Annotated in this window: 11 protein-coding genes; 8 read left to right on the top strand and 3 right to left on the bottom strand. The window is 70.4% G+C overall.

What is annotated here, in order from left to right; all coding sequences use genetic code 11:
• The 5 genes from F0U60_RS40250 to F0U60_RS40230 all read left to right on the top strand — a co-directional run bounded on the left by F0U60_RS40250 (position 1) and on the right by F0U60_RS40230 (position 5,369).
• Positions 1-312, top strand: a complete 312-nt coding sequence (locus F0U60_RS40250; RefSeq protein ID WP_395807803.1) for a hypothetical protein — start codon at positions 1-3, stop codon at positions 310-312.
• A 54-nt stretch (positions 313-366) separates the two neighbouring features.
• Positions 367-1,194, top strand: a complete 828-nt coding sequence (locus tag F0U60_RS40245) for an aldo/keto reductase (RefSeq protein WP_395807801.1) — start codon at positions 367-369, stop codon at positions 1,192-1,194.
• Between the two features lie 31 nt (positions 1,195-1,225).
• Positions 1,226-2,401 (top strand): cysteine desulfurase family protein, encoded by a 1,176-nt coding sequence (locus F0U60_RS40240; protein WP_395807799.1) that lies wholly within the window; start codon positions 1,226-1,228, stop codon positions 2,399-2,401.
• Positions 2,402-2,669: 268 nt separating this feature from the next.
• A complete protein-coding gene (locus F0U60_RS40235; protein ID WP_395807797.1) occupies positions 2,670-4,166 on the top strand; it encodes a class I SAM-dependent methyltransferase in 1,497 nt (498 codons plus the stop codon).
• 36 nt (positions 4,167-4,202) lie between these two features.
• Positions 4,203-5,369: an aminotransferase class I/II-fold pyridoxal phosphate-dependent enzyme gene (locus tag F0U60_RS40230; protein ID WP_395807795.1), complete on the top strand. Its 1,167-nt coding sequence runs from the start codon at positions 4,203-4,205 to the stop codon at positions 5,367-5,369.
• Between the two features lie 15 nt (positions 5,370-5,384).
• Here the strand turns inward: F0U60_RS40230 and F0U60_RS40225 are convergent, their stop codons facing one another.
• Both F0U60_RS40225 and F0U60_RS40220 read right to left on the bottom strand, forming a co-directional pair.
• A complete protein-coding gene (locus F0U60_RS40225; protein ID WP_395807793.1) occupies positions 5,385-6,323 on the bottom strand; it encodes a fatty acid desaturase family protein in 939 nt (312 codons plus the stop codon).
• Between the two features lie 100 nt (positions 6,324-6,423).
• Positions 6,424-7,935 (bottom strand): class I SAM-dependent methyltransferase, encoded by a 1,512-nt coding sequence (locus tag F0U60_RS40220; protein WP_395807791.1) that lies wholly within the window; start codon positions 7,933-7,935, stop codon positions 6,424-6,426.
• A gap of 150 nt (positions 7,936-8,085) precedes the next feature.
• Here F0U60_RS40220 and F0U60_RS40215 point away from each other — a divergent pair, with 150 nt between their 5' ends.
• The 3 genes from F0U60_RS40215 to F0U60_RS40205 are packed head-to-tail and all read left to right on the top strand — an operon-like array spanning position 8,086 to position 12,221.
• On the top strand, positions 8,086-10,110 hold the full coding sequence (locus F0U60_RS40215) for an FtsX-like permease family protein (RefSeq protein ID WP_395825661.1): 2,025 nt from the start codon (positions 8,086-8,088) through the stop codon (positions 10,108-10,110).
• Between the two features lie 3 nt (positions 10,111-10,113).
• Complete coding sequence (locus tag F0U60_RS40210; RefSeq protein WP_395807789.1) at positions 10,114-11,412, top strand: ABC transporter permease; 1,299 nt, start codon at positions 10,114-10,116, stop codon at positions 11,410-11,412.
• Complete coding sequence (locus tag F0U60_RS40205; RefSeq protein ID WP_395807787.1) at positions 11,412-12,221, top strand: outer membrane lipoprotein-sorting protein; 810 nt, start codon at positions 11,412-11,414, stop codon at positions 12,219-12,221. Before F0U60_RS40210 ends, F0U60_RS40205 begins: the two co-directional genes overlap by 1 nt.
• 164 nt (positions 12,222-12,385) lie before the next feature.
• On the opposite strand, the gene F0U60_RS40200 is transcribed toward F0U60_RS40205, so the two are convergent.
• Entirely contained in the window at positions 12,386-24,100 is an 11,715-nt protein-coding gene (locus F0U60_RS40200; protein WP_395807785.1) for an amino acid adenylation domain-containing protein, read from the bottom strand.

Genomic DNA, 24,100 nt, shown 5'->3' with positions numbered 1-24,100 from the left:
ATGATGGCTGCTCAAATGCGCGCCGCGATGACGACCATCGCCCTCATGGCGCTCGCTGCTGGGTCGACATGGCTGCTGACCGGCTCGTACGGCTGCGAGATCGATCAGGACTGCGCCGAAGCAGGAGTGCGCTACTGCATGGGTTGGCCGCACGCCGAAGCAAGCTCCATCGAACGGCCCTGGTGGGCACACTTCAAGCAATATCGGAGCTGCGAGCAGCTGTGTGGGACGGCGTTCAGCCCTTGCCCTGGTGGCTACTTCTGCACGGGCTCCTCGCATGGCGAACCCAGCATCTGCGTTCCGAAGAAATGACCGGGTAGTATTAGACATGGCGTGTCTTCGAGGGGGCTGGTTAGGAGGAGCACCATGGCGCTGAACCTGCAGTCCACCGTGAAGCTGAACAATGGGGTGGAACTTCCCCGGCTGGGTCTGGGCGTCTTCCGGGCACCCAGGGGGCAGGTGACGCGCCAGGCGGTGCTCTCGGCTCTGTCGGCGGGTTACCGGCACATCGACACGGCCCGCATCTACGGGAACGAGCGGGACGTGGGCGCCGCAGTGCGCGAGAGCGGTCTTCCTCGCGAGGACATCTTCGTCACCACCAAGCTGTGGAACGAGGACCAGGGCTACGACTCGACGCTGCGCGCCTGCGAGCGGAGCCTGAAGGACCTCGGGCTGGAGTATGTGGACCTGTATCTGGTGCACTGGCCCGTGCCGGGGCGGCGGCTGGATTCGTGGCGCGCCATGGAAAAGCTGCTCGCCGAGGGGAAGTGCCGCGCCATCGGGGTGAGCAACTTCCTGGAGCACCACCTCGACCAGCTGCTCGCGCACGCCCAGGTCGTCCCCGCGGTCAATCAGGTGGAGCAGCATCCGTTCCTCTATCAGCCCTCGCTGCTGCGCTACTGCGCGGACAAGGGCATCGCCGTGGAGGCGTACAGCCCTCTGACCAAGGGGCTCCGACTCGGAGACCCGCGCGTCGTGGAGATGGCCCGGAGGCACGGCAAGTCCCCCGCGCAGGTGCTCATTCGCTGGTGCCTCCAGCACGAGCTCGTGGTCATCCCCAAGTCCGTCCACGAGGAGCGCATCCGCGAGAACGCCAGCGTCTTCGATTTCTCCCTTTCCTCCGAGGATATGCAGCGGCTCGATGGGATGAACGAGGACCTGTACACGGGGTGGGATCCGACAGACGTCCCATGAGGCTCACCGGAGTCCTGGGAGATGGGCGAGAATGCCGGGCCGTATGACCCTGCCAAGCGAGCCCATCTACCTGGACCACAACGCCACCGCACCGCTGCTACCGGAGGTGGTCGATGCCATGGTGCCGTACCTGCGTGAGCACTTCGGCAACCCGTCGAGTGCTCACGTCTACGGGCGCCGAGCCCGCGAGGCCGTCGACCGCGCTCGGGCTCAGGTGGCCGCACTGCTTGGTGCGACGGCAGAGGAGATCTTCTTCGTCGCGCATGGCACCGAGGCCAACAACCTCGCCATCCGTGGCGTGGCGGCGGCGCTCCCAGACAAGCGTCACCTGGTGACCTCCGTCATCGAGCACCCAGCCACTACCGAGCCGTGCCACGAGCTGGAGAAGCATGGCTGGCGGGTGACGTGGCTCCCGGTGGATGCGGAGGGGCGCGTTCGCGTCTCCGAGGCGTTGGCCGCGCTGCGCAGCGACACGGTGCTCGTCACCCTCATGCACGCCAACAATGAGACGGGGGTGTTGCAGCCCATCGCGGAGATTGCCCGCGAGGCCCGGGCTCGGGGGGTATTGGTGCACACCGATGCGGCCCAGTCCGTGGGCAAGCTGCCTGTGTCCGTAGAGGCGCTCGGCGTGGACCTGCTCACCGTGGTGGGCCACAAGTTCGGCGCGCCCAAGGGCGTGGGGGCGCTGTACGTGCGCCGGGGAACGCCGCTGCGCCCGGTGCTGCTCGGGGCGGGGCATGAGCGCGGCCTGCGTCCGGGGACGGAGAACGTCGCGTCCATCGTGGGCCTCGGGGTCGCCTGCGAGGTGGCGCTCCGCACGGTGATGGTGGAGGAGGCTCGGGTGCGTGGGCTCCGGGACGAACTCTGGGAGCGGCTGCGAGCGCGTGTTCCGGTGCTGGCGCTCAATGGTCACCCGGAGGAGCGGCTGCCCAATACGCTCAACGTGCGTTTCCCGGGCGTGAGTGGCTCTGCGTTGCTGGCGGCGGTGCCCGAGGTGGCCGCGTCCACGGGCTCGGCGTGCCACGCGGGCGAGGAGTCCGCATCCTCCATCATCACCGCCATGGGCGTGGATCCCTCGGCGGCACTCGGCTCGGTGCGTCTGTCCCTAGGTCGGACGACGACGCATGCGGATGTGGTGGTGGCCGCGGACGCACTTGCCGCTGCGTGGAAGCGTCTGTCGGCGGGTGTTCAGGCCGGCCTCACTTGAAGCAGGCGCAGGGCCTCTTGTGGAGTGTCCACGAAGTCTTTGTGCGCATGCTCCCTCTCCCAGAGGGAGAGGGGACATCCACGGGCTCTCGGACTCTGTCCAAGCAGGGTGTTGCCCCCCAGAGCAATTGCTCGCACGAGACAGCGCTCCGGCTCGGTTGCCGAGGCCCTGGTGCAAACCAGTGGCCCGCTGGGTCATACTTCGGGTCCCCCCGCTGAAACGCCGGTGACCGAGGCTCCGCTGGCGTGACCCCCCCGAGGCAAGCATCTTGGCCGAGTCCACCTCCGCGCCCTCCCAGACCGCCTTCGTTCAGCAACTCAACTTCTGGGCTCGTGACGCGAGCAATGAGTCAGCGGCGCTCCTGGGTGCTGTCGCGCTCGGGATGTTCGAGCACCTCCCGGATGAGGGCTCCTCTCCTGTGTCCCTGGAGGTGCTCGCCCAGCGCATCGGTGGCTCCGTGCGGGGGACTCGCTCCGTCATCGAGCCGCTGGTGGGGCTCGGCTTCGTCCGGCTGGAGGAGGGGAGGGGTTATTCACTCCCGGTGGCGAGTGCCTTCCTCCGCCGCCCCGGGTTCGTCGCTCGGATGCGCGAGGCGCGGGGCTGGTGGCTCGTGTCCGCGAAGTTGCCCGAGGCCGTCCGCACCGGTTCGCCGGTGGCTTGGCTCGGCGAGTCCCGCGACCTGCTCGGGTGGTACCAGCAGGAGTTCCTGGCTCCTCGTGCACCCGCGCCGGATGCTCTCGCTGCGGACTATGATGAGCGTGCCGCCCGCAACTTCCTGCGCACCCAGGCGCTCGTGACGAGCGGTGAGGTGGGGCTGCTGGAGGCGCTGGTGCCCGGTCCCCGTCCCCTCGTGGAGCTGGCGAAGGTCACGGGCTCCCAGCCCGAGGCGCTGCGCGTCCTGCTCGGGGTCCTCGCATCCATGGGCATCGTCCGGCAGGAGGGCGAGTCCTTCGGTTTCTCCGAGCTGGCTGGCCGATCCCTGGACGCGAGCAGCCTGCCGTATTTCCAGCGCTCGTTCCCGGCCACCATGGACTACTGGGAGGCCTTCGGGCACCTAGATGAGGCGGTCACCCAGCGGAGGTTCCGGTTGGATCTGCGCGACCCCGAGACCGCCCGGCGCATCTACCAGCGCAACGCTTCGCGCATCACCGGCATCTTCGCCTCGCACGTGAAGCTGGGCCGCAAGGCCGCGGAGCTTGTCGTCCGCATGCGCCCGCTGAAGGACGCGCGTGTCCTCGACGTGGGCACCGGCTCGGGGGTCTGGGGCGCCGCCTTCGGGTTGAGCGAGCCCTCGGTCCACGTCACCTACCTGGACTCCGAGCACGTCCTGGAGCAGGTGAAGCCCAACATCGCGAAGCTCAAACTGGAGGGCCGTGCGCGCTATTGGGCCGGCGATTGTCTCTCCGTGGATTACGGCGAGTCCCAGTACGACGTCATCCTCCTGCCCCAGGTCATCCCCGCGCTTCCTCCCGAGGCGTTGCCAGGGTTCTTCGCGAAGCTCGCCCGCGCTCTGCGTCCCCAGGGGTTGCTCGTCATCTCGGGCTACCTGCTTACCGACCGGCGCGATGGTCCCCTGGACGCGCTCTACTTCTCGCTGCGTCGCTACGTGTCCAACGAGGGAGATGTGTTGTCCATGCCCGACTTCCGGCGGCTGCTCGAGCCCGTGGGGCTCACGTCCTCCCGCGGGTTCGAGATGCCCATCCAGCAGGTCGTCATCGCCTCGCGCGGTGACGTTCCGTGGCCGGATGTCGCCCCGGTCCGCTGACTCCGTTCTTCCTCCTTCCTTTCCGTCTGGAGAGACATGGAACTTCTGCGCTCGTTCTTCATGGAGGACTACCTCGAGGGCTCGCGCTTCACCGCGCGCTACAACCTCGGCGAGTCCGGTGCCCGGCCCCGCACCGTCGGAGAGCTGCTCACCGGCTCGGGCATCAACCCCCAGCAGGCCCTGGACACGTTCCTCTCCACCCTGCTGCGCGACAGCCCTAACTGGGGCCGTGCCGACCTGCGCGACCTCGTGGCCGCCATGCACCCCGGCGCCACGCGCGACAACGTCCTCATCACCACCGGTACCAGCGAGGCCCTGCTGCTCCTCTTCCGGCAACTCCGCCCTCGTAAGGTGGCTCTCGCCTGGCCCGCCTTCCAGCTCCTCTATGAGCTGCCCATGCAGCAGGGCGCGGAGATTGTCCGCCTGCCCGTACGCTGGGACTCGCGCGGCGTGCCCTCCGTCGACGCGGACGAGTGGCTCGCACGGCTCGAGCGCGAGTCCCCGGACGTGGTCGTCATCAACAACCCCCACAACCCGAGTGGCCTGGTCCTCGACTCGGAGTTGCTGGAGCGCATCTTTCGTTGGACGGAGCGCTCTGGCGCCACGCTCGTCGGTGACGAGCACTATCGCTTCCTCTCCTCGGAGACGGAGGTTCTGGGCGGCACCGTGTACCGCCCCGGTGCCCGAACTTTCATCACCGGCTCCTTCATCAAATGCCTGGGTTGTCCCGGCCTGCGCATCGGCTGGTGCGTGGGCGATACGGCCATGCTCGCGCGTGTGCAGAACGAGAAGAACTACACCACGCACACCGTGAACCCGATCACCGAGTGGATTTCCTTCGAGGTGCTCAAGGCGCTCGACAGTCCTGTCCTGAGTCAGGCTCGCGAGGAGTGGAAGCGGAACCGGCGTCTTCTCTCCTCTTTTCTGGAGCGCTCCCAGGGCGTGTACGGCGTGGCTCCGACGGGAGGGCTCGTCACTTGTATCGGTGTGAGCGGCGTGGCCAGTCCGAAGGAGTTCGAGGCGAAGCTCCAGGCGCTCGGTGAGGCTGGGGTGTTCGTCCTGCCGCTCAGCGCCATGGAGCACGGCGACCCCGCGGGGACCCACCCGCTGGAGCGTGGCCAGGGGTTCCGTCTGGGCCTGGGCATGTCTCCGGACCGTTTCCCCGAAGCACTGGAGGCCATCGAGCGCGCCACTCGCGGCTGACTCCGGCCGTGCTCCTCACAGCAGCGCGGAGAGGGAGTGCGGGCGAGCCGCGTACTCTGGATCCTTCATGAGGAGCTCGTGCACCCGGCCCTGCGCGGTGGTGGGCACTGCCGGGAAGAGGTGGTGCGTGAGGTGGTACTGGTCATTGCGTGGGAAGAGCATCCGGTTGAGCCACCCCCACGCGAAGATGTGGTTGCGCGAGCGGTGGAACTCGTCCGCCGAGCCGATGATGCCCGCGTGGTCCACCGCGTCCGACCAGTAGCGGATGACCTGATAGGCCACGAAGTAGGGCAGCAGGTAGAAGAGCCCGAAGGCCCTCCAGCCCACGCCCCAGTGCGCCAGCGCGAGCAGTCCCGCCACGAAGGCCCACCTGCACAGCGTCACCGGCCACGGGTCCGTGCGGCTGAAGAGCACCGGGCGCACGAAGGACGGCAGGTGGATGAGCAGCAGCGGTCGCAACAGGTGGCGCCGCGCGAAGTGCTCCGTGGGCTCGGCGAACCCGAACCTCCGGCGCGGCACGAAGTCCAGGTCCCGCTCCGCGTCTCCCAGGTGCTGGTGGTGCGTGAAGTGCTCGCGCGTGTAGGGCTCGAGCGCGGTGAGATCGATGATGGCCAGCAGGTGTCCGAAGGCGCGGTTGATGCGCTTGCCGCGCACGAACATGCCGTGACACGCCTCGTGCAGCATGTTGCCGAGCGCGCGGAACCGGGTGGCGATGAAGAAGGCCACCAGCGGGTAGAGCGCCCAGCCCGCCACGGGCCACGTCTCCAGCAGCGCGTGGGCTCCGATGGCCGCTCCCACGCCGAGCCCGAGGTGCAAGGCCAGGTGTCCGATTCCTCCGGCCGTCGAGTGCGCGTGGTTGCCCTGCCGGGCCACCTCTCGCGCGTACGTCGCCCTCAGCCGCGCCGCCACCGACGTGGATCTGCGGGGAGGGCTGTCCAGCGGCGCCAGGCGCATGGAACTTCCGGGGGGGACGAAAAAGTGTAATTCAAGTCTAAGTCGTTCCTCGCTTTCTGAGCAAGCGAGCAGCGCCCCGGCGTGTCGATGACGGGGCGTGTCAGGCGGCGGCGCGTGTGGCGGGCGCGAGCCGCGTGGGCAGCGTCACCCCGGGTCGCGCGGCGAGGAGCAGCTCCTGCGTGGGGAGTGGCAGGCAGACCGACGCGGTGAGGCCCACGTTGGACAGCAGCTCGCTGTACTCCGAGTGGGAGAGCAGATCCCCCTCGTTGGTGAGGAAGCGCCGCAGCCCGAAATAGAGGTGCTCCAGCGGGCCGTCACGCCGCTCGTTGAGCACGTACTCGGCGATGACCAGGATGCCGTCGGGTTTCAGCGCGCGTGCCACGCGGCGGAACATGTCCGGCAGGGACTCGGGCCGCAGCACGTTGAGCACCTGCGGGAGGATGATGAAGTCGTACGCGGCGCTTCCGAAGTCCTGGGTGAAGAGGTTGCCCGGCCAGAAGCGGGCTCGGCTCAGCGCCTGGAGTTGCTCCACGTTGCGCTTCGCCTGCGCCAGTACTTCCTCCTGGTCGAAGTAGGTGACGTGCGCGGTGGGCTCCGTCCGCGAGAAGGCCACGCCCCACACGCCCGAACCCGTGCCGATGTCGAGCACCGATGCGCCCGCCAGGGGTCGCACCTGGGCGATCGTCGCGGCCGCTCGCCGGCTGAGCTGGAAGTGCGAGGCGAACACCGCGGTGATCTGGTTCGAGTTGTCCGCGTAGAAGCGCCGGCTCACCTCGGGATCCTTCAGGTCCAGGACGAAGCGCTCGTGCCGCACCGTCTCGTCGAGTCGCTCCAGCGCCTCCCAGTACTGCGCGGAGACGGAGAAGGAGCGGAGCAGGTACTGCAGCGCCTTGCCTTCGAGCACCTGCCGGGCCTCATCCGTCAAGCGCACCGTCGTGCCTTCGGTTCGGGTGAGGCCCAGGTGGGCCAGGACGTCGAGCACCGTGCGCAGGCCCCGCTCGCTGGCTCCCGTGGCCGACCGGAGCGCCGCTTCGCCCTGGGGACCCATGGCGAGCTGCTCGAGCAGCCCCAGCCGGCCCACCGTCACGAGCAGCCAGGTGCGTGCGCTGCCGCGCGCGAAGCGATCGAAGAAGTCCTCCGCCTCGGGCGAGGGCGCGGGCGTCGTCTCCAGGAAGAGCCGCTGGTAGTGCTCGAGCACGTCCCAGCGTTGGCCCTCGTGGGTCATGGGCGCTCCGCTTCGCACCGCCTCTTCCAGGTGGCCGATGGGACCCCACCAGCGCGCCGCTTCGTGGAGCCTTTCGCGGAACACGGCATCCCGTAGGAAGGCCGCCACCGGACGGGCGAGCACGAGGCCCCGTGCCTCGTCCATGTGCACCAGCCGCAGGCACACCAGCAGTTCAACCAGCGAGCGCACGCCGCGGACCTTGGCTCCCACCTGCTCCGCGAGCCGCTGCACCGTCACCGGTGCGCCCTCGTCCTCAACTGGCAGTGTGTCGAAGATGCCCACGCTCAGTGACGTGCGCAGCAGCGCCGATTCATTCGAGGCATTGCGCGCCCAGAAGTGCAGGGATTGCGCCAGAGAGGGGGGCGTGGCGCTTCGCGGAGCCGTCATCGGAACCTCGCAGGGGGAGCCTCAGCTTCGCTTCTTCCCTCGCGTATCCGCAACCTGGACGCCCGGTGCGTCGGTGCCGCATGGCTTGCCAGGGTTGGCAGGGTTTTCTAACTTCCAATCCCTCGCGAGAGGGAGTGCGCATTGACTCTGGTGTTGTTGACGTTGCAGGGCGTCCTGGCGCGCCGCCGCAGCTGGTGGGTCGGTCTTCTCGCGGCGGGCGCGGCGGCTCTGCTGACGCCGGGTCTCGCGCTGGTGGAGACCATCCATGAAGGGACGCGGCGCAGCCTCATTGAGAGCGGCGCCGGGCACCTGCAGGTGTACCACTCGGGCTCGCCGCAGACGCCTGTGCTGCTGACGGGCCCGGCGGGGCCGCCAGAGCTCGTTCCCTTCGAGGACTTCCCCGCGACCGAGGCGCTCCTGCGTTCGGTGGAGGGCGTGCAGGACGTGGTGCCCATGGAGGCGGGGTCGGCCTCGGTCTTCCGGGGCAACTACCTGGACGAGAAGCTCGCCGTGGTGCGCGCGGTGACTCGGGAGCCCGCCTCCGAGGCGCGCGATGCGCGGCTGGGGCGGCTCGCGGAGGATCTGCGGCGCACGCTGGAGCGCGTGGCCCGGGACGAGCGTCAGCGCGAGGAGGCCTTCGCGGGTGAGGAGGGGCTCCTGGAGGATCGGCGCACCCTGGAGGAGGTGTCCTCCGACGCCTTCTGGGAGCGGTTCCGCGCCCAGCCTGAACAGGGTCTCGAGTTCCTCGAGGAGCGCGTGGCCAAGCTGGCCGGGGAGGGCGAGTCCCTGCCCCTCGACTATCTGGGGACGGATCCGGTGCAGTTCGCGCGGGCCTTTCCCCGCTTCGAGCTCCTGTCGGGGAGCATGCCGCCGCCCGGCAGCCGGGGCATCCTGTTGGGGCACGCGGCCTATGAGCAGAGCTTCAAGCTGCCCATCGCCTTGCGGCTCGACGCGCTGCGCCGGGAGCGCGAGCGCGGGGGCTCGTTCGAGGACGAGCGGCTGAGGACCGAGGTGGAGCGCAGCCTGGCCGAGCTCCCGGATTTGTTGTCGCGGCTCGACGTGGAGCGGGCCTCGTCGCTCCAGGCAGCGCTGACGCGCGTGCTGGGCCATGCGGGGGAGCTCGAGGCGCTGCTCCGCGAGTTCCTGTCCGTCGACGACAGCAACTTCGACACCCGGTACCGGCTCTTCTACGACGAGCTGGCGCCGCACCTGCCGCTGTACCGGATCCGCCCCGGCGACACCCTCACGTTGCGCAATCGGCAGCTCACCGCGGCCAGCGTGCCGGTGCGGGTGTGGGGCACCTTCCGGTTCCGTGGGCTGGGCGGAGACACCAGCCAGGTCAACACCACCTGCCTGGTGGATCTCATCAGCGCGCGGCTTCTGGCGGGCCGGCAGACCCAGGCGCAGGAGGACGAGGCCCGGACGCTCGTCGCGGCCTTCGGCATGAAGGACTCCTCGTTGTCGATGGGTCCGTTGGGCCGGCCGGCCATCATCGACGCGGAGCCGCAGGTGCCCGGCGCCGAGACGCCCGTGCTCGACAAACACGCGCCGGCTGACACCTTCACGGACGAGGAGCTGCGGGCCGGCAGTGTGCTGCAGGCGGCCCTCGTGCTGCGTCCGGGTGCCTCGCCCGAGGACGTCACCGGGCGCATTCAACGGCTCGCGGACGAGCGCAAGCTGCCGCTGGGCGTCGTGGGCTGGCAGGACGTGGGGGGCGCCTTCAGTGGGATGGTGGGGATGAGCCAGCTGGTGCTGGCGGTGTTCGCCGGGTTGCTCGCGTTCTTCGTGCTGCTGGTGGCCACCGGCACGCTGCTGCTGCTGGCCAAGGAGCGGGTGGGCGAGGTGGGCACCCTGCGCGCCATGGGCATGCAGCGCCGGGAGGTCTTCTCCAGCCTGCTGCTCGAGGGGCTCGCGCTCGGGGCCCTGGGTGGACTGCTCGGCGCTGGGCTGGGCGCGGCCCTGCTCGTGGGCTTCGTGGGACAGGGGCTCGAGGTGAGCAACGACTTCCTGCAGTTCTTCCTCGGGGGCGCGGTGCTGAATCCCCGGCTCGAGGGGGTGCAGCTCCTGTCGGTGGTGGCGGGGGTGGTGGCCGTGGTGGCCGTGGCGTCGCTGGTGCCCGCCTGGCGGGGCAGCGCCGTCTCCCCGGTGGTGGCCATGCGCCGGGGGGAGGACTGAGCCATGCTCTCCCTGCTGCGTATCGCCCTGCGCAACCTCTTCGTCGACCGCGAGCGCGGGCTGCTGCTCTTCGGTGTCATCGCCAGCGCCAGCGCGGTGCTCGTCGGGATGATGTCCCTCACCGCGGGCGTGGCCTCGGAGCAGCGCCAGGCCGTGCGGACGCTGCTGAGCGGGGACCTGAACGTCGGTGGCTTCTTCAAGGTTCACCCCGACACCATCGCCCCGGTGATTGGAGACGCTCGTCGCGTGCGCGCCGTGGTGGATCCGCTCATCCCGGCCGGTTGTGGTCTGCGCGAGCGGGGCAGGGGTTATGCCTCCGTGGGCGCGGGTCGGCACCGCGGCCGCTCCTACATGATGAGCCTGGACGTGACGCGCGAGCGTGATTCGCTCGGGCTCATCCGGGTTGAGCAGGGCTCGCTGGGGGCGTTGGACAAGCCGCGCACCGTGGCCCTCTCCTCGCCCCTGGCCGAGCGGCTCCGGGTCCGGGTGGGAGACGTGGCCACCCTCTTCTCGGAGATGGTGGGCGGCAAGCGCAACGCCCTCGATGTCGAGGTGGTGGCCATCACCGGGCGCGCCGGCATCCTGGGGGAGGCGGCGGGCATCCTCGTCTCCAACGCCACCCTGCGGGAGCTGGGCGGGTTCCGGCCCGAGGCCGCCAGCGTGCTGCAGCTCCTGTGCGGCGAGGATGTGGAGCTCGGTCCCCTGGATGAGTCCCTGCGCCAGGCGTTGCGGCGGGCGGGCTTCGAGGTCCTCCCGGCTTCGCACGAGGCCTACGGCGACAAGGTGTCGCCGCTGCTGCGGGAGAACTGGGCGGGTCAGCGGCTCGATGTCAGCACCTGGGAGGATGAGTCCTCCTTTCTCTCCTTCGTGACCGAAGGGCTCACGGCCCTGACCGGGCTGGTGGGGTTGATTTCCATCGCGGTCATCATGGTGGGGCTGTTCGTCTCCCTGAGCGTCTCCGTGCGCGAGCGGACGCGGGAGATCGGCACGCTGCGCGCCATGGGCATGCACCGCCGCTCCGTGGTGGGCCTGTTCATGCTCGAGGGCCTGCTGATGGGCCTGCTGTCCTCGGCGGCCGGGGCGCTCCTGGCCTCGCTCCTGTGCGTCCTGCTGCGTGGCGCTCTTCCTCTGCCCGGGGAGATGGTCAACCTCTTCTTCAGCGACACCCTCCCGCTGGAGCCCCACGCGCCGGGGGCTGTGCTCGTGGTGCTCCTCGTGACCATGGGCGCGGTCCTCGCCTCCATCATCCCCGCGGCCCGTGCCGCCGCCCTCCCCCCACGTTCCGCCATGGAGTCCCTGTGATGAAGCCGAGTGCCCGCCTGCCCTTGCTCCTCCTCGCGCTCCTCGTGTCGCCCGCCCTGGCCGCCGAGCGCGCCCCGGGCGCCAAGGCTCCCGCAGGCGGGGGGGACTCCCAGATGTCCGTGGTGGACTTCGTCCGCCGCATCGACAAGCGGTTGAGCTTTACGAGCGACTACAAGGGCGTCGTCCGCGTCCGGGAGCTGCGCAAGGACGGCACCGAGAACGCGGTGGAGATCCTCGTCTACCGCCGCGATACGACGCGCGACCTGCTCTTCATGACGACCAAGCCGAAGATCATGGCCGGCAGTGGGTACCTGCGCCTCGGCAAGAACCTGTGGGAGTACGACCCGGCCGTCGGCCAGTGGACGCGGAGCACCCTGCGGGCCAACATCGCCGGCACCTTCACCTGTGAGTCGGACTTCGATCGGTCCCGGCTCTCCGAGGACTACGACCCCAAGGACGAGGGCGAGGAGGTCATCGACGGCACGCCCTACCGGAAGGTGCTGCTGACCGCGAAGCCCGGCACCGAGGTGTCCTTCCCCATGCTGCGTATCTGGGTGGACCCCGACCTCAATATCGTCAAGCGCATCGGGTACGCGCCCTCGGGGAGGGTGCTGCGCACCGACTTCATTCGCAGCTACCAGCGGCTGAAGGATCCGGTGTCCGGCGAGAACGTCTACCACTACAAGGAAGTGCTGGAGATCGAGGAGGAGGAGGGCACGCAGATGCTGGTGCGGTACGACGAGGTGGTGCTCGCGCCCGTCGACCCCCACATCTTCACCAAGTCCTGGCTCGAGTCGCGCTCGCGTTAAGTCCGCGAAGATTTCCCCTCTCCCTTCGGGAGAGGGACGGGGTGAGGGTACCAGGGCCCTGGGTTGAATCCCGTGTCTACACTGTGGGCCACGGGTTGGAAGAACGGGCTCGGATACCCTCACCCTAGCCCTCTCCCAGAGGGAGAGGGGACATCCACGGACCCTCAGTCCTGCTCCCGCGTCAGCGTGGTCAGCACCCGTGCCACCACCGTGTCCACCTGCGGTGGGCGGATCATGTCGGGGTGATCTCCCTCCAGCGGCACCACCTCGAGCTGCTCGCGCGGCATCAGCTGGCTCCAACCGAGTGTTTCCTCTCGGCCGGTGCGCGAGTAGGTGGAGGTGAAGAGCAGGGGCCGTACGCGGAGCTTGGGCGGCGCCCATCCCCTTACCTGCGGAGTCAGCACCTCGCCGAGGATGTGCCACAGGCGGGAGAGCTGCGCGCCGGGGAAGTGGGGGGCCAGGATGCCCCGGTCCCTCGCGCGGGCCGCCAGCAGCTCCCAGCGTGCGTCGGGGGACAGTGGCGCCAGCTCCCGCTCCAGGTGCTCGTCGAGCACGCCGAACTCCTCCGCGAGCTGCAGCACCGGGTCCGGCGTCTCCATCACGGAGATGGAGTGGACGGGGAGGGTGTCCAGCAGGGCCACCAGTTCCACCCGCTCTCCCGCCGCCTCGAGCTCCGCCGCGACGCCCAGCGCCGGGTAGCCGCCGAACGAGAACCCGAGCAGCCGGTAGGGCCCGTGGGGTTGCACGGCGCGAATGTCCTGCGTGTACACCGCCACGCGCTCCTCGAAGGTGGTCAGGTGCCGCTGTGACACCGTCTCGGGTGCCTGGATGCCGAAGCAGCGCAGGCGTGGCTCCAGCCGCCCGGTGAGGTCCCGGTAGTGGTGCAGCTCGCCGTCGCCCGGGTGGAACAGGAAGATGGCCGGGGCCTCCGCCGGGGTGCCCGCGTTGGACAGGGGAATCACACTCGTCCGCGGAGGCCCGGCCTCCAGCAGCTCGTGCACCGCGTCCGTGCTCGCCTTCAGCGACGGGTACTGGAAGAGGGTGGCCAACGGCACCGGCATGCCGAACTCCTCCTCGATGCGCCCGAGCAACCGCATGGCCAGGATGGAGTCGCCGCCGATTTCGAAGAAGTCGTCCCCGGCCTGGATGTCCGGTTGGTTCAGCACCTCGGCCCACAGTCGCTGGAGCGTCATCTCCAGCGTCGAGCGGAACGCGGTCTCCCGCTTCGTCTGGGGCGGTGCCTCCCGCGCGGGAGCGGCCACGTCCGGGTCTGGCAGGGCCTGCCGATCCACCTTGCCGTTGTTGTTGACCGGCAGCTTCTCCAGGACGACGAACGTCGCGGGCACCATGTACTGGGGGAGCTGTGCCGCCACGTGCTCGCGCAGCGCGTCCGCACGTACCGGGGCCGGTGCCTGCACCCAGGCGCATAGCTGCTGCGCGCCCGCGGCCGACAGCCGCACCAGCACCACCGCCTCCTCCACTCCAGGGTGGCGCCGCAGGCAGGTCTCTATCTCCGACAGCTCGACGCGGAAGCCGCGGATCTTCACCTGGTGGTCCGCCCGCCCGAGGAAGCGCAGGCGTCCGTCAGGCAGCATCCGGGCCAGATCTCCCGTGTGGTACATGCGCGCGCCGGGCTCGCTGGAGAACGGATCCGGCAGGAAGCGCTCGGCCGTCAGGTGCGGTCCTCCGAGGTAGCCTCGCGAGAGCGCCGCGCCACCGATGTACACCCGGCCCGGCAGGCCCGGGAGCACCGGCTCGAAGTGCGCGTCGAGCAGGTAGACGCGGACGCGGGGAATGGGACGCCCGATGGGGAAGGTGGGCTCGGTGCCCACGCCCTCCGCGCCGGGGATGTCGCACGTGGCCGAGGTGATGGTGCACTCGGTGGGGCCGTAGACGTTGAGCCACGGCGCGTGCGTGCCGCCCACGCGCAGCCAGGCCTCGTACGTCTCGCGCTTGAGCACGTCGCCGCCGGGAGCCAGCAGCCGCAGCCGCGCGGGCACGCGTTGGCCCTGGGCCTCCATCTCGCGCACCCACTCCTCGATGTACGTGGGCGGCAAGCTGATGAGGGTGATGCCCTCCTGCTCCAGATAGGGCGTCATCTGGTGCGCCGGTACCAGCCCGTCCCGCATCACCACGGTGGCACCCACCGCTAGCGGTGGATACAGGTCCTCGGCGGCCGCATCGAAGCTGAGCGGCGCGAACTGCAGCATGCGATCTCCCGGACGCAGGCCGAAGCGGGCGGCGAGGGCGAGGTTGTGGTTGACCACCGAGCGGTGCTCCACCATCACGCCCTTGGGCTCGCCGGTGGAGCCGGAGGTGAAGATGATGTAGGCGAGCTGCGTGCTGGACACCGTCCGCGGCCCGGGAGCCGTCTCTCCCGTCACCTGCTCGGGCTGGGGCGGCACCTCCACGAGGGGCACGAGCCCTTCATGGGCGTGCAGTGCCGTCTCATCCACCCACAGGCGCCACACCCCGGAGCGCTCCAACACCGCGCGCTTGCGTGGCTCGGGCCAGCCCGCGTCCAAGGGCACGTAGGCGCCGCCGGCTTTGAGGATGCCCAGCAGCACCGCCAGGGCCTGTGCGGACGGCTGCATCACCACGCCCACCCGCTCCTCGGGTTGCAGGCCCTGCTCGACGAGGCGTGCGGCCAGGTGGTTGGCGCGGGCGTTGAGCTCGGCGTAGCTCCAGGTGGTGGTGCCGTGGGACACGGCGGGCGCGTCCGGCGTGCGGTGCACCTGGGCCTCGAAGAGCGTGTGCACGCACGCCCCGGCCGGCACCTCCTGGGCACCGCCATCCAGCGCGGCCAGCACCCGTTCCCGCTGGAGCGCCGACAGGAGGGAGAGCCGCAACAGGGCCACGTCCGGGGCCCGCACCACCTCCGAGAGCAGCTGCGCGAAGGCACCGGCCATGCGCTCCGACGTCGCCGCGGAGAAGAGGGCGCCGTCGGTGGCGATGAGCACGCGCGTCCAGCCCTCGGGCATCTCCACGAAATGGAGCACCACGTCGTAGGCCGGGATGATGCCCCGGCTGTCGCCCTCGAGTGGCGATGCGGCGAGCCCCTCGAAGGCCGGGGCGGCGAGGGTGTCCACCTGGAGGAGCACCTGGGCTAGGGGCGCTGCGGTGCGCTCGGCGTCGGGCTGGATCGCGTCCGCGATGCGCTTGAAGGGCACCTCCTGGTGGGTGGTGGCGTGCGCCACGACGTCATGGACCCTGCTCAGGAGCGCGCGGAAGGAGGGGGCGCTCCCCACCTCGGTGCACAGCGGCAGCAGGTTGGTGAAGAACCCCACCTGCCGCTCCGTCCCCGGGAGGACGCGCCCGGCGAAGGGCGAGGCCACCACCACGTGTGACTGTCCGCTCAGCCGGTGCAGCCAGAGCTGGGCGAGCGCGAGCAGGGCCACGTAGGGCGTGACGCCCTCCCGCCGGGCCAGCGCCTTGAGTGCGCCTACCTCGTCAGTGCGCAGCGTGAGCTGCACCGGGCGCATGTTGGCGTTGAGCGTGGGCGCGCGGCGCGGGAAGTCGTGCGGCAAATCCAACACCGGGGGGGCGTGCGCCAGCGCCTGCTTCCAGGACTCGAGGCTCTCCTCCAACTGGCGCAGGTTCTCGGGCCGCTGCTGCCACAGCGCGAAGTCGGCGTACTGGAGTGGCGCTGGCGGCAGCAGGGGAGTGCAGCCCGCCCGCGCCGCGCCATAGGCCACCGACAGCTCCTCCAGGAACGCTTGCTGGCCGACGCCGTCATTGACGAGGTGGCTCATCGCCATGACGAGCGCGTGCCGGGTGCCCGAAGGCTCCAGCCGCACCAGCTCGAAGCGGTACAGCGGCCCCGCCTCCACGTTGAAGGGCGTCTGGTCGTGCCGCAGGGCAAGCCGGCGCGCGGCCTCCAGTGCCTCGGGGAGCGGCAGGTGCGAGACGTCCGTGTGCGCGAGCACCGGGTGGACCACCGGGCCCGCCCGCGTGATGAGCTCGCCGCCCTCCATCGCGAACGTGGTGCGCAGGGTCTCGTTGCGCTCGAGCACCGCCACGAGGGCCGCCTCCAGCTTCGCGACGTCGAGCGGGCCGTCGAGCACGAGCGCGGACACCGTGACGAAGGGCGGCGCCTCCGGTAGCTGCAGCGCGTACCAGAGCCGCTCCTGGACTCGCGAGGCCAGGAGCCGCGAGGGACGCGGCTCGCCGGACGGATTCCACGGACTCTCCCGCCGGGGGGCGGTGTCGATGCGGGCCGCCAGTCCGGCCAGCGTGGGCGTGGCGAAGAGGGTCGCCACGGGCAGGCTCACACCGAAGCGGGTGCCGATGTGCGCGAGGAGCTGGACGGCCATCAACGAGTGGCCGCCGAGCTCGAAGAAGTCGTCCTGGGAGCCCACGTGGCGCACGCCGAGCAGCGCGCGCCAGAGCTCCGCCAGCGCCTCCTCGGTGGGCGTGGCGGGGGCGGCCAGGCCCTGACGGGGCGCGGCCTCGTCCGGCGAGGGGAGTGCCTGGCGATCCACCTTGCCGTTGGGCGTGAGCGGCAGCTCCGCCAGCGGCACGAGGGCCGAGGGCACCATGTACGCGGGCAGCGACCGCGCGAGCTCGGTGCGGAGGGCCGCGGTCTCCGGGCGCCCGTCGTGGCCCACCACGTAGCCCACCAACCGAGGGCCGGTGGGTCCGTCCTCGCGCAAGACCACGGCGGCATCGGCCACGCCCGGCAGCGAGCGCAGGGCCTCCTCCACCTCTCCCAGCTCGATGCGGTAGCCGCGCACCTTCACCTGCGAGTCGAGGCGTCCCAGGAAGTCCAGCTCGCCCGAGGGCAGGTAGCGCACCAGGTCTCCCGTGCGGTACAGGCGCGCGCCGGGCTCGCCGGAGAACGGATCCGGCACGAAGCGCTCCGCGGTCAGCTCCGGGCGGCTCCAGTAGCCGCGCGCCACGCCTACCCCGCCGATGTAGAGCTCGCCAGGCACACCCACGGGCAGCGGCCGCAGGTTCCGGTCCAGCACGTAGAGGCGGGTATTGGCGATGGGCCGGCCGATGCGCACGGTGCCCTCGTCCGGCTCCTCTGGGCGGACGGTGTGCACGCAGCAGCCCACCACCGTCTCGGTGGGGCCGTACTCGTTGATGAGGCGGGTGCCGGGCGCGTGACGGCGCCAGAAGGCGAGGCTCGCGGCGGACAGGGCCTCTCCTCCGATGACGAAGGCGCGCGTGCGTCCGGCGGCCTCCTCGGCGCGCAGCTGCCGCGAGAGGAGCTGCAGGTGCGTGGGCGTCAGCTTCACCAGGCTGAAGTCGCTTTCCGCGCGCAGGGCCTCGCCCAGGCCCTCCACGCCGGCCTCCTCCGGCACCAGCACCACGGGCCGGCCCATCACCAGCGGGGCGAGCAGGCTCGTGACGGTGAGGTCGAACGAGAGCGACGAGTGGACAGGGGTGCCCGTGCCTTCGGCCACCGGGTACGCGCGGCAGGCCCAGTGCAGATAGTTCACCACCCCGCGGTGCTCCAGCATGACGCCCTTGGGGCGCCCGGTGCTGCCGGAGGTGTAGATGACGTAGGCCAGGTCATCGGCCGTGGCGAGCGGGGCGGGGTTGTCCTCACGCTCGTGGGCGAGGAGCGTGTCCCTCTCCGACTCCAGGCACACCAGCATCTGGGTCCCCGTCGGGAGCTCGTCGGCCACCTCCTGGTGCGTGAGGATCACCGGGGCCGCGCTGTCCTCCAGCATGAAGGACAGCCGGGGCATGGGGTAGCCGGGGTCCATCGGGACGTAGGCGCCACCGGCCTTGAGCACGGCCCACAGCGCCACCACCATGTCCAACGAGCGCTTCAGACACAGCCCCACCAGCGTCTGCGGTCGCACGCCCAGGCCGCGCAGGTGGTGAGCCAGCTGGTTGGCTCGGGCATTGAGCTGCCGGAAGGTGAGCTGCTCTCCGCCGTGGCGCACCGCCACCGCGTCCGGTGTGCGCTCGGCCTGCGCCTCGAAGAGGTGGTGGAGACACACGTCGCGCGGGAAGTCCGCCCGCGTCGCATTCCAATCCACCAGCAGGCGCTGGTGCTCCTCCTCTGGCAGCAGCTCCAGCGCGCCGATGCGCGTGTCCGGGGCTTCCAGCGCATGCGCGAGCAGCCGCACGTAATGGCCCAGCATGCGCCGCGCCGTCCCAGCCTCGAAGAGGCCGGTGTTGTAGCGGATGGCCAGCTCGTAGCCCTCGTCACTCGCGGCGATGCCGAGCGAGAGGTCGAAGGGGCTGGTGGACAGCTCCGGATGGAGGGAGGTGGCCCGGAGCTCGGGGAAGCTCTCCCGCAGCGAGCGCTCCGCTCGGACGACGTCGATCATCACCTGGAAGAGCGGGGTTCGGCTGGGGCTGCGCTCCACGACCAGGGACTGGACGAGCCGCTCGAGGGGGACGTCCTGGTGGGCGATGGCCTCCAGGGTGGTGGTGCGCACCTGCTCGAGGAGAGAGGAGAAGGGGGAGGCCGGGTCGACGCGGGTGCGAAGAACGACGGTGTTGAGCAGCAGGCCGACGACGTCCTCGGTGGCCGGGTGGGTGCGGCCGGAGACGGGCGTGCCGACGCAGAAGTCTTCCTGTCCGCTGTAGCGGTGGAGGAGCGCGGCGTAGGCGGCCTGCAACACCATGAAAGGCGTCACCTGGTGCTGGAGGCAGAAGGCCTCGAGGGCCCGGACGAGTCCTGGGGGCAGCGGCTGCTTGGGGGTGACACCCCCGTGGTGCGACAGGACGGCGGGGCGCGGTTTGTCGGTGGGGAGCTGCAGGAGTGCCGGCGCCCCGGCGAGCTGGTGCTTCCAGTAGGCGAGATGGTGCTCCTCCCGTGCGCGCACGGCCTCGGTGCGCTGCCAGGCGGCGATGGCCGAGTGACTCAGCCGCACAGGGGGCAGGGCGGGCCGTTGGCCCTGGTGGAAGGCCGCGTAGGCCTCGCTCAGCTCGCGCAGGAGGATGTCCAGCGACAGGCCGTCCACCAACAGGTGGTGGAAGAGCAGCAGCAGCACGTGGCGCTCGGGGCCGGAGCGCAGCAGGCGGAAGCGGTAGAGGGCGCCGTCCAGTGAGAAGGGGCGGTTGACCTCCTCGCTCACCCACCGCTCCCGCCGCTCCGGGATGTCCGTCCCCGGCTCCAGCGACTCCACCGCCAGCACGCGCGAGGGGACTGGCAGGAGGAGGGGCTGGGGCAGGCCCTCGCGCGAGGGCACCGACAGGCGCAGCACCGTGTGACGCTCCAGCAACCCGTGCAGGGCCTGCTCCAGCGCGCTGGCGTCCAGTGGGCCCTCCAGCTCCACCGCCTCCAGCATGTGGTAGGCGCTGGAGTCCGGGAGCATCTGCTGGATGAACCACAGCCGCTCCTGCGCGAACGACAGCACCGGCGGAGCGTCCTCCGGGAGGGGGGAGGGATCGGGGAGAAGGGGCGGGTTGTCCTGGAGCTTCGCCACCTCACGGGCCAGGCCGGCCATGGTGGGGGCGGAGAAGAGGGCCGCCAGGGGCAGCTCCACACCGAAGGCCTGGCGCACGCGGGCCACCAGGCGGGTGGCGCTCAGCGAGTGGCCGCCGAGCTGGAAGAAGTCGTCCTCGCGCGACACCTCCTTCAGCCCGAGCACCTCGCGGAAGTGGGGGGCGAGCCGCTCCTCCAGGGCACCGCGCGGTGCCTCGCCCCGAGGCCGGGCTCCGGTGTCCTCCGCCGGCAGCGCGGCCAGCGCCTTGCGGTCCACCTTGCCGCTGGTGGTGAAGGGGAGCGCCGGGAGCGTGACGAAGCGCGAGGGCACCATCGCGTCGGGGAGCGAGCGGGCCAGGGCTTCGCGCAGGGAGTCCACTCCCCGCGCCGCGTCGCCCTCCAGCACGAGGAAGGCCTCCAGCCGCGCGTCGCGGCCACTGCCGCGCACCACCACGGCGGCCTGGCGCACGGAGGCCTGGCGCAGCAGGGCCGCTTCGATCTCCTCCAGCTCGACGCGGACGCCGCGCACCTTCACCTGGAAGTCGGTACGCCCCAGGAAGCTCAGCGTCCCGTCCCCGTTCCAGCGGACGCGGTCACCGGTCCGGTACAGGCGCGAGCCAGGGTCACCGGAGAATGGATCGGGCACGAAGCGCTCGGCCGTCAGCGCCGGCTGGGACCGGTAGCCGCGGCCCAGGCACGTGCCGCCGATGTACAGCTCACCCGGGACACCCGGAGGTACAGGCTCGCCGCGCGCGTCGAGCACGTACAGGCGGCATCGATCCAGCGGCCTTCCCAGTCTCACGGGCCGGTCCGGCAGCGTCCGCTCCGCGGCGACGTTGATGCTCGTCTCCGTGGGGCCGTACGTGTTGACCAGCTTCGTGCGGGCGAGCGGGAGCTGCCGCACCAGCGGCTCCGGCAGCACCTCGCCGCCGGTGACAAGCACCTTCAGCGAGCCGAAGGCCTCCGGCGCGCCGGGCTCCTCCAGGGCCGTGGCCAGCGAGGAGGGCGTGATGACGACGTGGGTGATGCCGTAGCGGAGGATGTCGCGCCCCAGCCCCAGCGGTCCCACCTCGCGCAGCACGGTGCACGCGCCCCGGGTGATGCTGAAGAGCAGCTCCTCCAGGTGGATGTCGAACGAGAGGCTGCCGGACGAGGCCCAGCGGTCCCCGGGCTGCGTCTCGTAGTACGGGTCGAAGGCCGCGAAGCAGTGGACGACGTTGCGGTGGGTCAGCTCCACGCCCTTGGGCTCACCCGTCGAGCCGGAGGTGTAGAGGAGGTAGGCGAGGTGGTGGGCGCGAGCGCGCTCCCGCGGGACGGGCGAGGGAGGAAGCTCCTGCGTGCGCACGTCCGGGGACACCAGGGGCACGTCGTTTCCGGCGTCGGCGAAGAGCTCCGGGCGGCTGATGACGAGCTTCGCGCCCGATCGGCGCAGGAGCGCGGCGCGGCGGGCCGCCGGGTGGGAAGCCTCCAACGGGAGGCAGCCGGCTCCACTGAGGAAGATGGCCAGCAGCGACACCACCGCGTCGAGCGAGCGCTCCAGGCACAGGCCCACCACGGTCTCCGGCCCGGCGCCCGCCGCCGCCAGATGCTCCGCCAGCCGTGAGGCTCGAGCGTGCAGCTCGCGGAAGGTGAGCGTCCCCTCGGGAGCCACCACCGCCGGTGCGTCCGGAGTGCGCGCCACCTGGGCCTCGAAGAGGGAGGCGAGGTTGGCCTCGGTGTCGAAGGGCCGCTCGGTGTCGTTGAAGGTGGACAGCACCTGCTCGCGTTCGCTGGGACCGAGCAGGGACAGGGCGCCCACGGGCGTCTGGGGCGCGGCCACCGCGCTCGCGAGCAGCTGGAGGTAGTGGCCCAGCATGCGCTGCACGGTGCCGGCCTCGAAGAGGTCGGTGCTGTACTGGAGGAGCAGCTCGGTGCCGTGTGAGCGCTCGGCGACGCTGAGGGAGAGATCGAAGAGGCTGCTGATCACATCCGGCTTCAGCGGGCGCGCCTGAAGGCCGGGGAACACCTCGGCCAGCGAGTGCTCGACCTCGCTGCGCTCGAACATGACCTGGAAGAGCGGCGAGTGGCTGGAGCTCCGCTCGGCACCGATGGACCGGACGAGCCGCTCAAGGGGCACGTCCTGGTGGGCGATGGCCTCCAGGGTGGTGGAGCGCACCTGCTCGAGGAGGGAGGAGAAGGGGGAGGCCGGGTCGACGCGGGTGCGAAGAACGACGGTGTTGAGCAGCAGGCCGACGACGTCCTCGGTGGCCGGGTGGGTGCGGCCGGAGGCGGGCGTGCCGACGCAGAAGTCTTCCTGGCCCGAGTAGCGGTACAGCAGGGCGGCGAAGGCGGCGTACAGCACCATGTAGGGCGTCACCTGGTGCTGTTGGCAATACGCGCGTACCGACTCGGCCAGCGCTGCGGGCAGCGGGAGATAGGAGACGCCACCGTGGTGCGACAGGACGGCGGGGCGTGGCTTGTCGGTGGGGAGCTGCAACACCGCGGGCGCATCGGCCAGTTGGCACTTCCAGTACTCCAGTTGCTCCTGCTCACGCGCGCGCAGGGCCTCGGTGCGCTGCCAGGAGGCGATGGCCGAGTGACTCAGCCGCACCGGAGGCAGCGCGGGCTGCTGGCTCCGGCCAAAGGAGGCATAGGCCTCGCGCAGCTCACGCAGGAGGATGCCCACCGACAGGCCGTCCACCAGCAGGTGGTGGAAGAGCAGCAGCAGCACGTGGCGCTCGGTACCCAGCCGCAACAGTTGGAAGCGGTAGAGCGGGCCGCCCGCGGTGAAGGGTCGGTTGATCTCCTCGTTCATCCACCGCGCGAGCCGCTCGGGTACATCCGCTTTGGATTCCAGCACCTGGACCGTCAGGGCCCGCTGGGGTGTGGGCAGGAGGACGGGTTGGGGCTGGCCCTCGACCGCGGGCACGGCGAGGCGCAGTGCCGTGTGGCGCTCCAGCAACCAGAGCAGGGTCTTCTCCAGTGCGTCCGTGTCCAGTGGCCCCGTCAGCTCCACGGCCTCCGGGATGTGGTAGGCGCTCGAGTCGGGCTGGAGCTGCTGCAGGAACCACAGTCCCTCTTGCGTGGACGACAGCACGGGAGGGGCGTGGGGAGGGAGGGGAAGGGGCTGAGGGAGGGGTGAGGAAGAGGCGCCCTGAAGCCGGGAGATTTCGAGGGCGAGGCCGGCGACGGAGGGGGCGGAGAAGAGGGACTCGAGAGGAAGCTCGACGCCGAAGGACTGACGGATGCGGGAGACGAGGGAGATGGCGTTGAGGGAGTGGCCGCCGAGGTCGAAGTAGTCGTCGTGGCGAGAGACGGAGGAGAGGCCGAGGGAGAGACAGAAGAGCTGAGCGAGACGCTCCTCGAGGGGGCCGAGGGGAGGCGCACCGGAGGGAGAGGACTCGGAGGAGGAGAGGGGGAGGGAGCCCAGGGCGTCGTAGTCGACCTTGCCGGTGTGGGTGAGGGGGAGGGAGCGCAGCAGCACCAGGCGGCTGGGCACCATATAGGAAGGCAGGGCGTGCTCGAGGGAGGCCAGAAGAGAGGAGGGGGAGACACCCTCGGAGGAAGGCACCACCCAGGCCACGAGGTAGTTGTCACCGGGGCTGCGCTCGCGCACGGAGACGGCGGCTGAGCGCACCTGGGGAAGGGCGTGGAGGGCGGCCTCCACTTCACCAGGCTCAATGCGGAAGCCACGCACCTTCACCTGGAAGTCGGCGCGGGAGACGAATTCGAGCAGGCCCTGGGGAGAGAGGCGCACCCTGTCGCCGGTGCGGTAGAGGCGGGCGCCAGGGGAGGAGGAGAAGGGGTGGGGGAGGAAACGCTCGGAGGTGAGCTCCGGACGGTGGAGGTAGCCGCGGGCGACGCCGGTGCCACCCACGTACAGCTCGCCGAGGACACCCGGAGGCACGGGACGAAAGGAGTCGTCCAGGACGTAGGCCTCCATGTTGGCCTTGGGCAGGCCAATGGGAGTGAGGGAGGTAGTGGGGGCCGAGCGCATGGGGTGCACGGTGACGATGTCGGTGCACTCGGTGGGCCCGTAGGCGTTGACGAGGAGGGTGCCCGGGTAGCGCGTCAGCCAGGAGGAGACGAGGGAGGGAGGAAGAGCCTGGCCGCCGATGACGAGGGCGCGCACGTGCTTGAGGAAGGGGGAGAGAGGGTCATCACCGTCCTCGAGAATGGACTGGAGGAGGGAGGGGACCATCTCGGCGATGGTGACGCGGGCCCGCTGAAGGGCGGGGACGAGCAGTGGGGGATTGCGGACGAGCTCGTCTTCGAAGACGTAGGTGGTAGCGCCGAAGGGGAGGGCGCCGAGCATCTGCCAGAGGGAGATGTCGAAGCCCATGGAAGCAGTCTGGGCGTTGACGTCACCCGGGGAGAAGCCGAGGAGCTCCTGCATGCCCAGGAAGTGGTTGAGCATGCTGCGGTGCTCGACCATGACGCCCTTGGGGGTGCCGGTGGAGCCGGAGGTGAAGAGGACGTAGGCGAGGTGGTGGGGGAGGCGCGGGCGCAA

Source organism: Archangium minus, assembly GCF_044360475.1.
GTDB classification, from domain to species: domain Bacteria; phylum Myxococcota; class Myxococcia; order Myxococcales; family Myxococcaceae; genus Archangium; species Archangium minus.
This window is presented reverse-complemented; position numbering and strand designations above follow the sequence as displayed.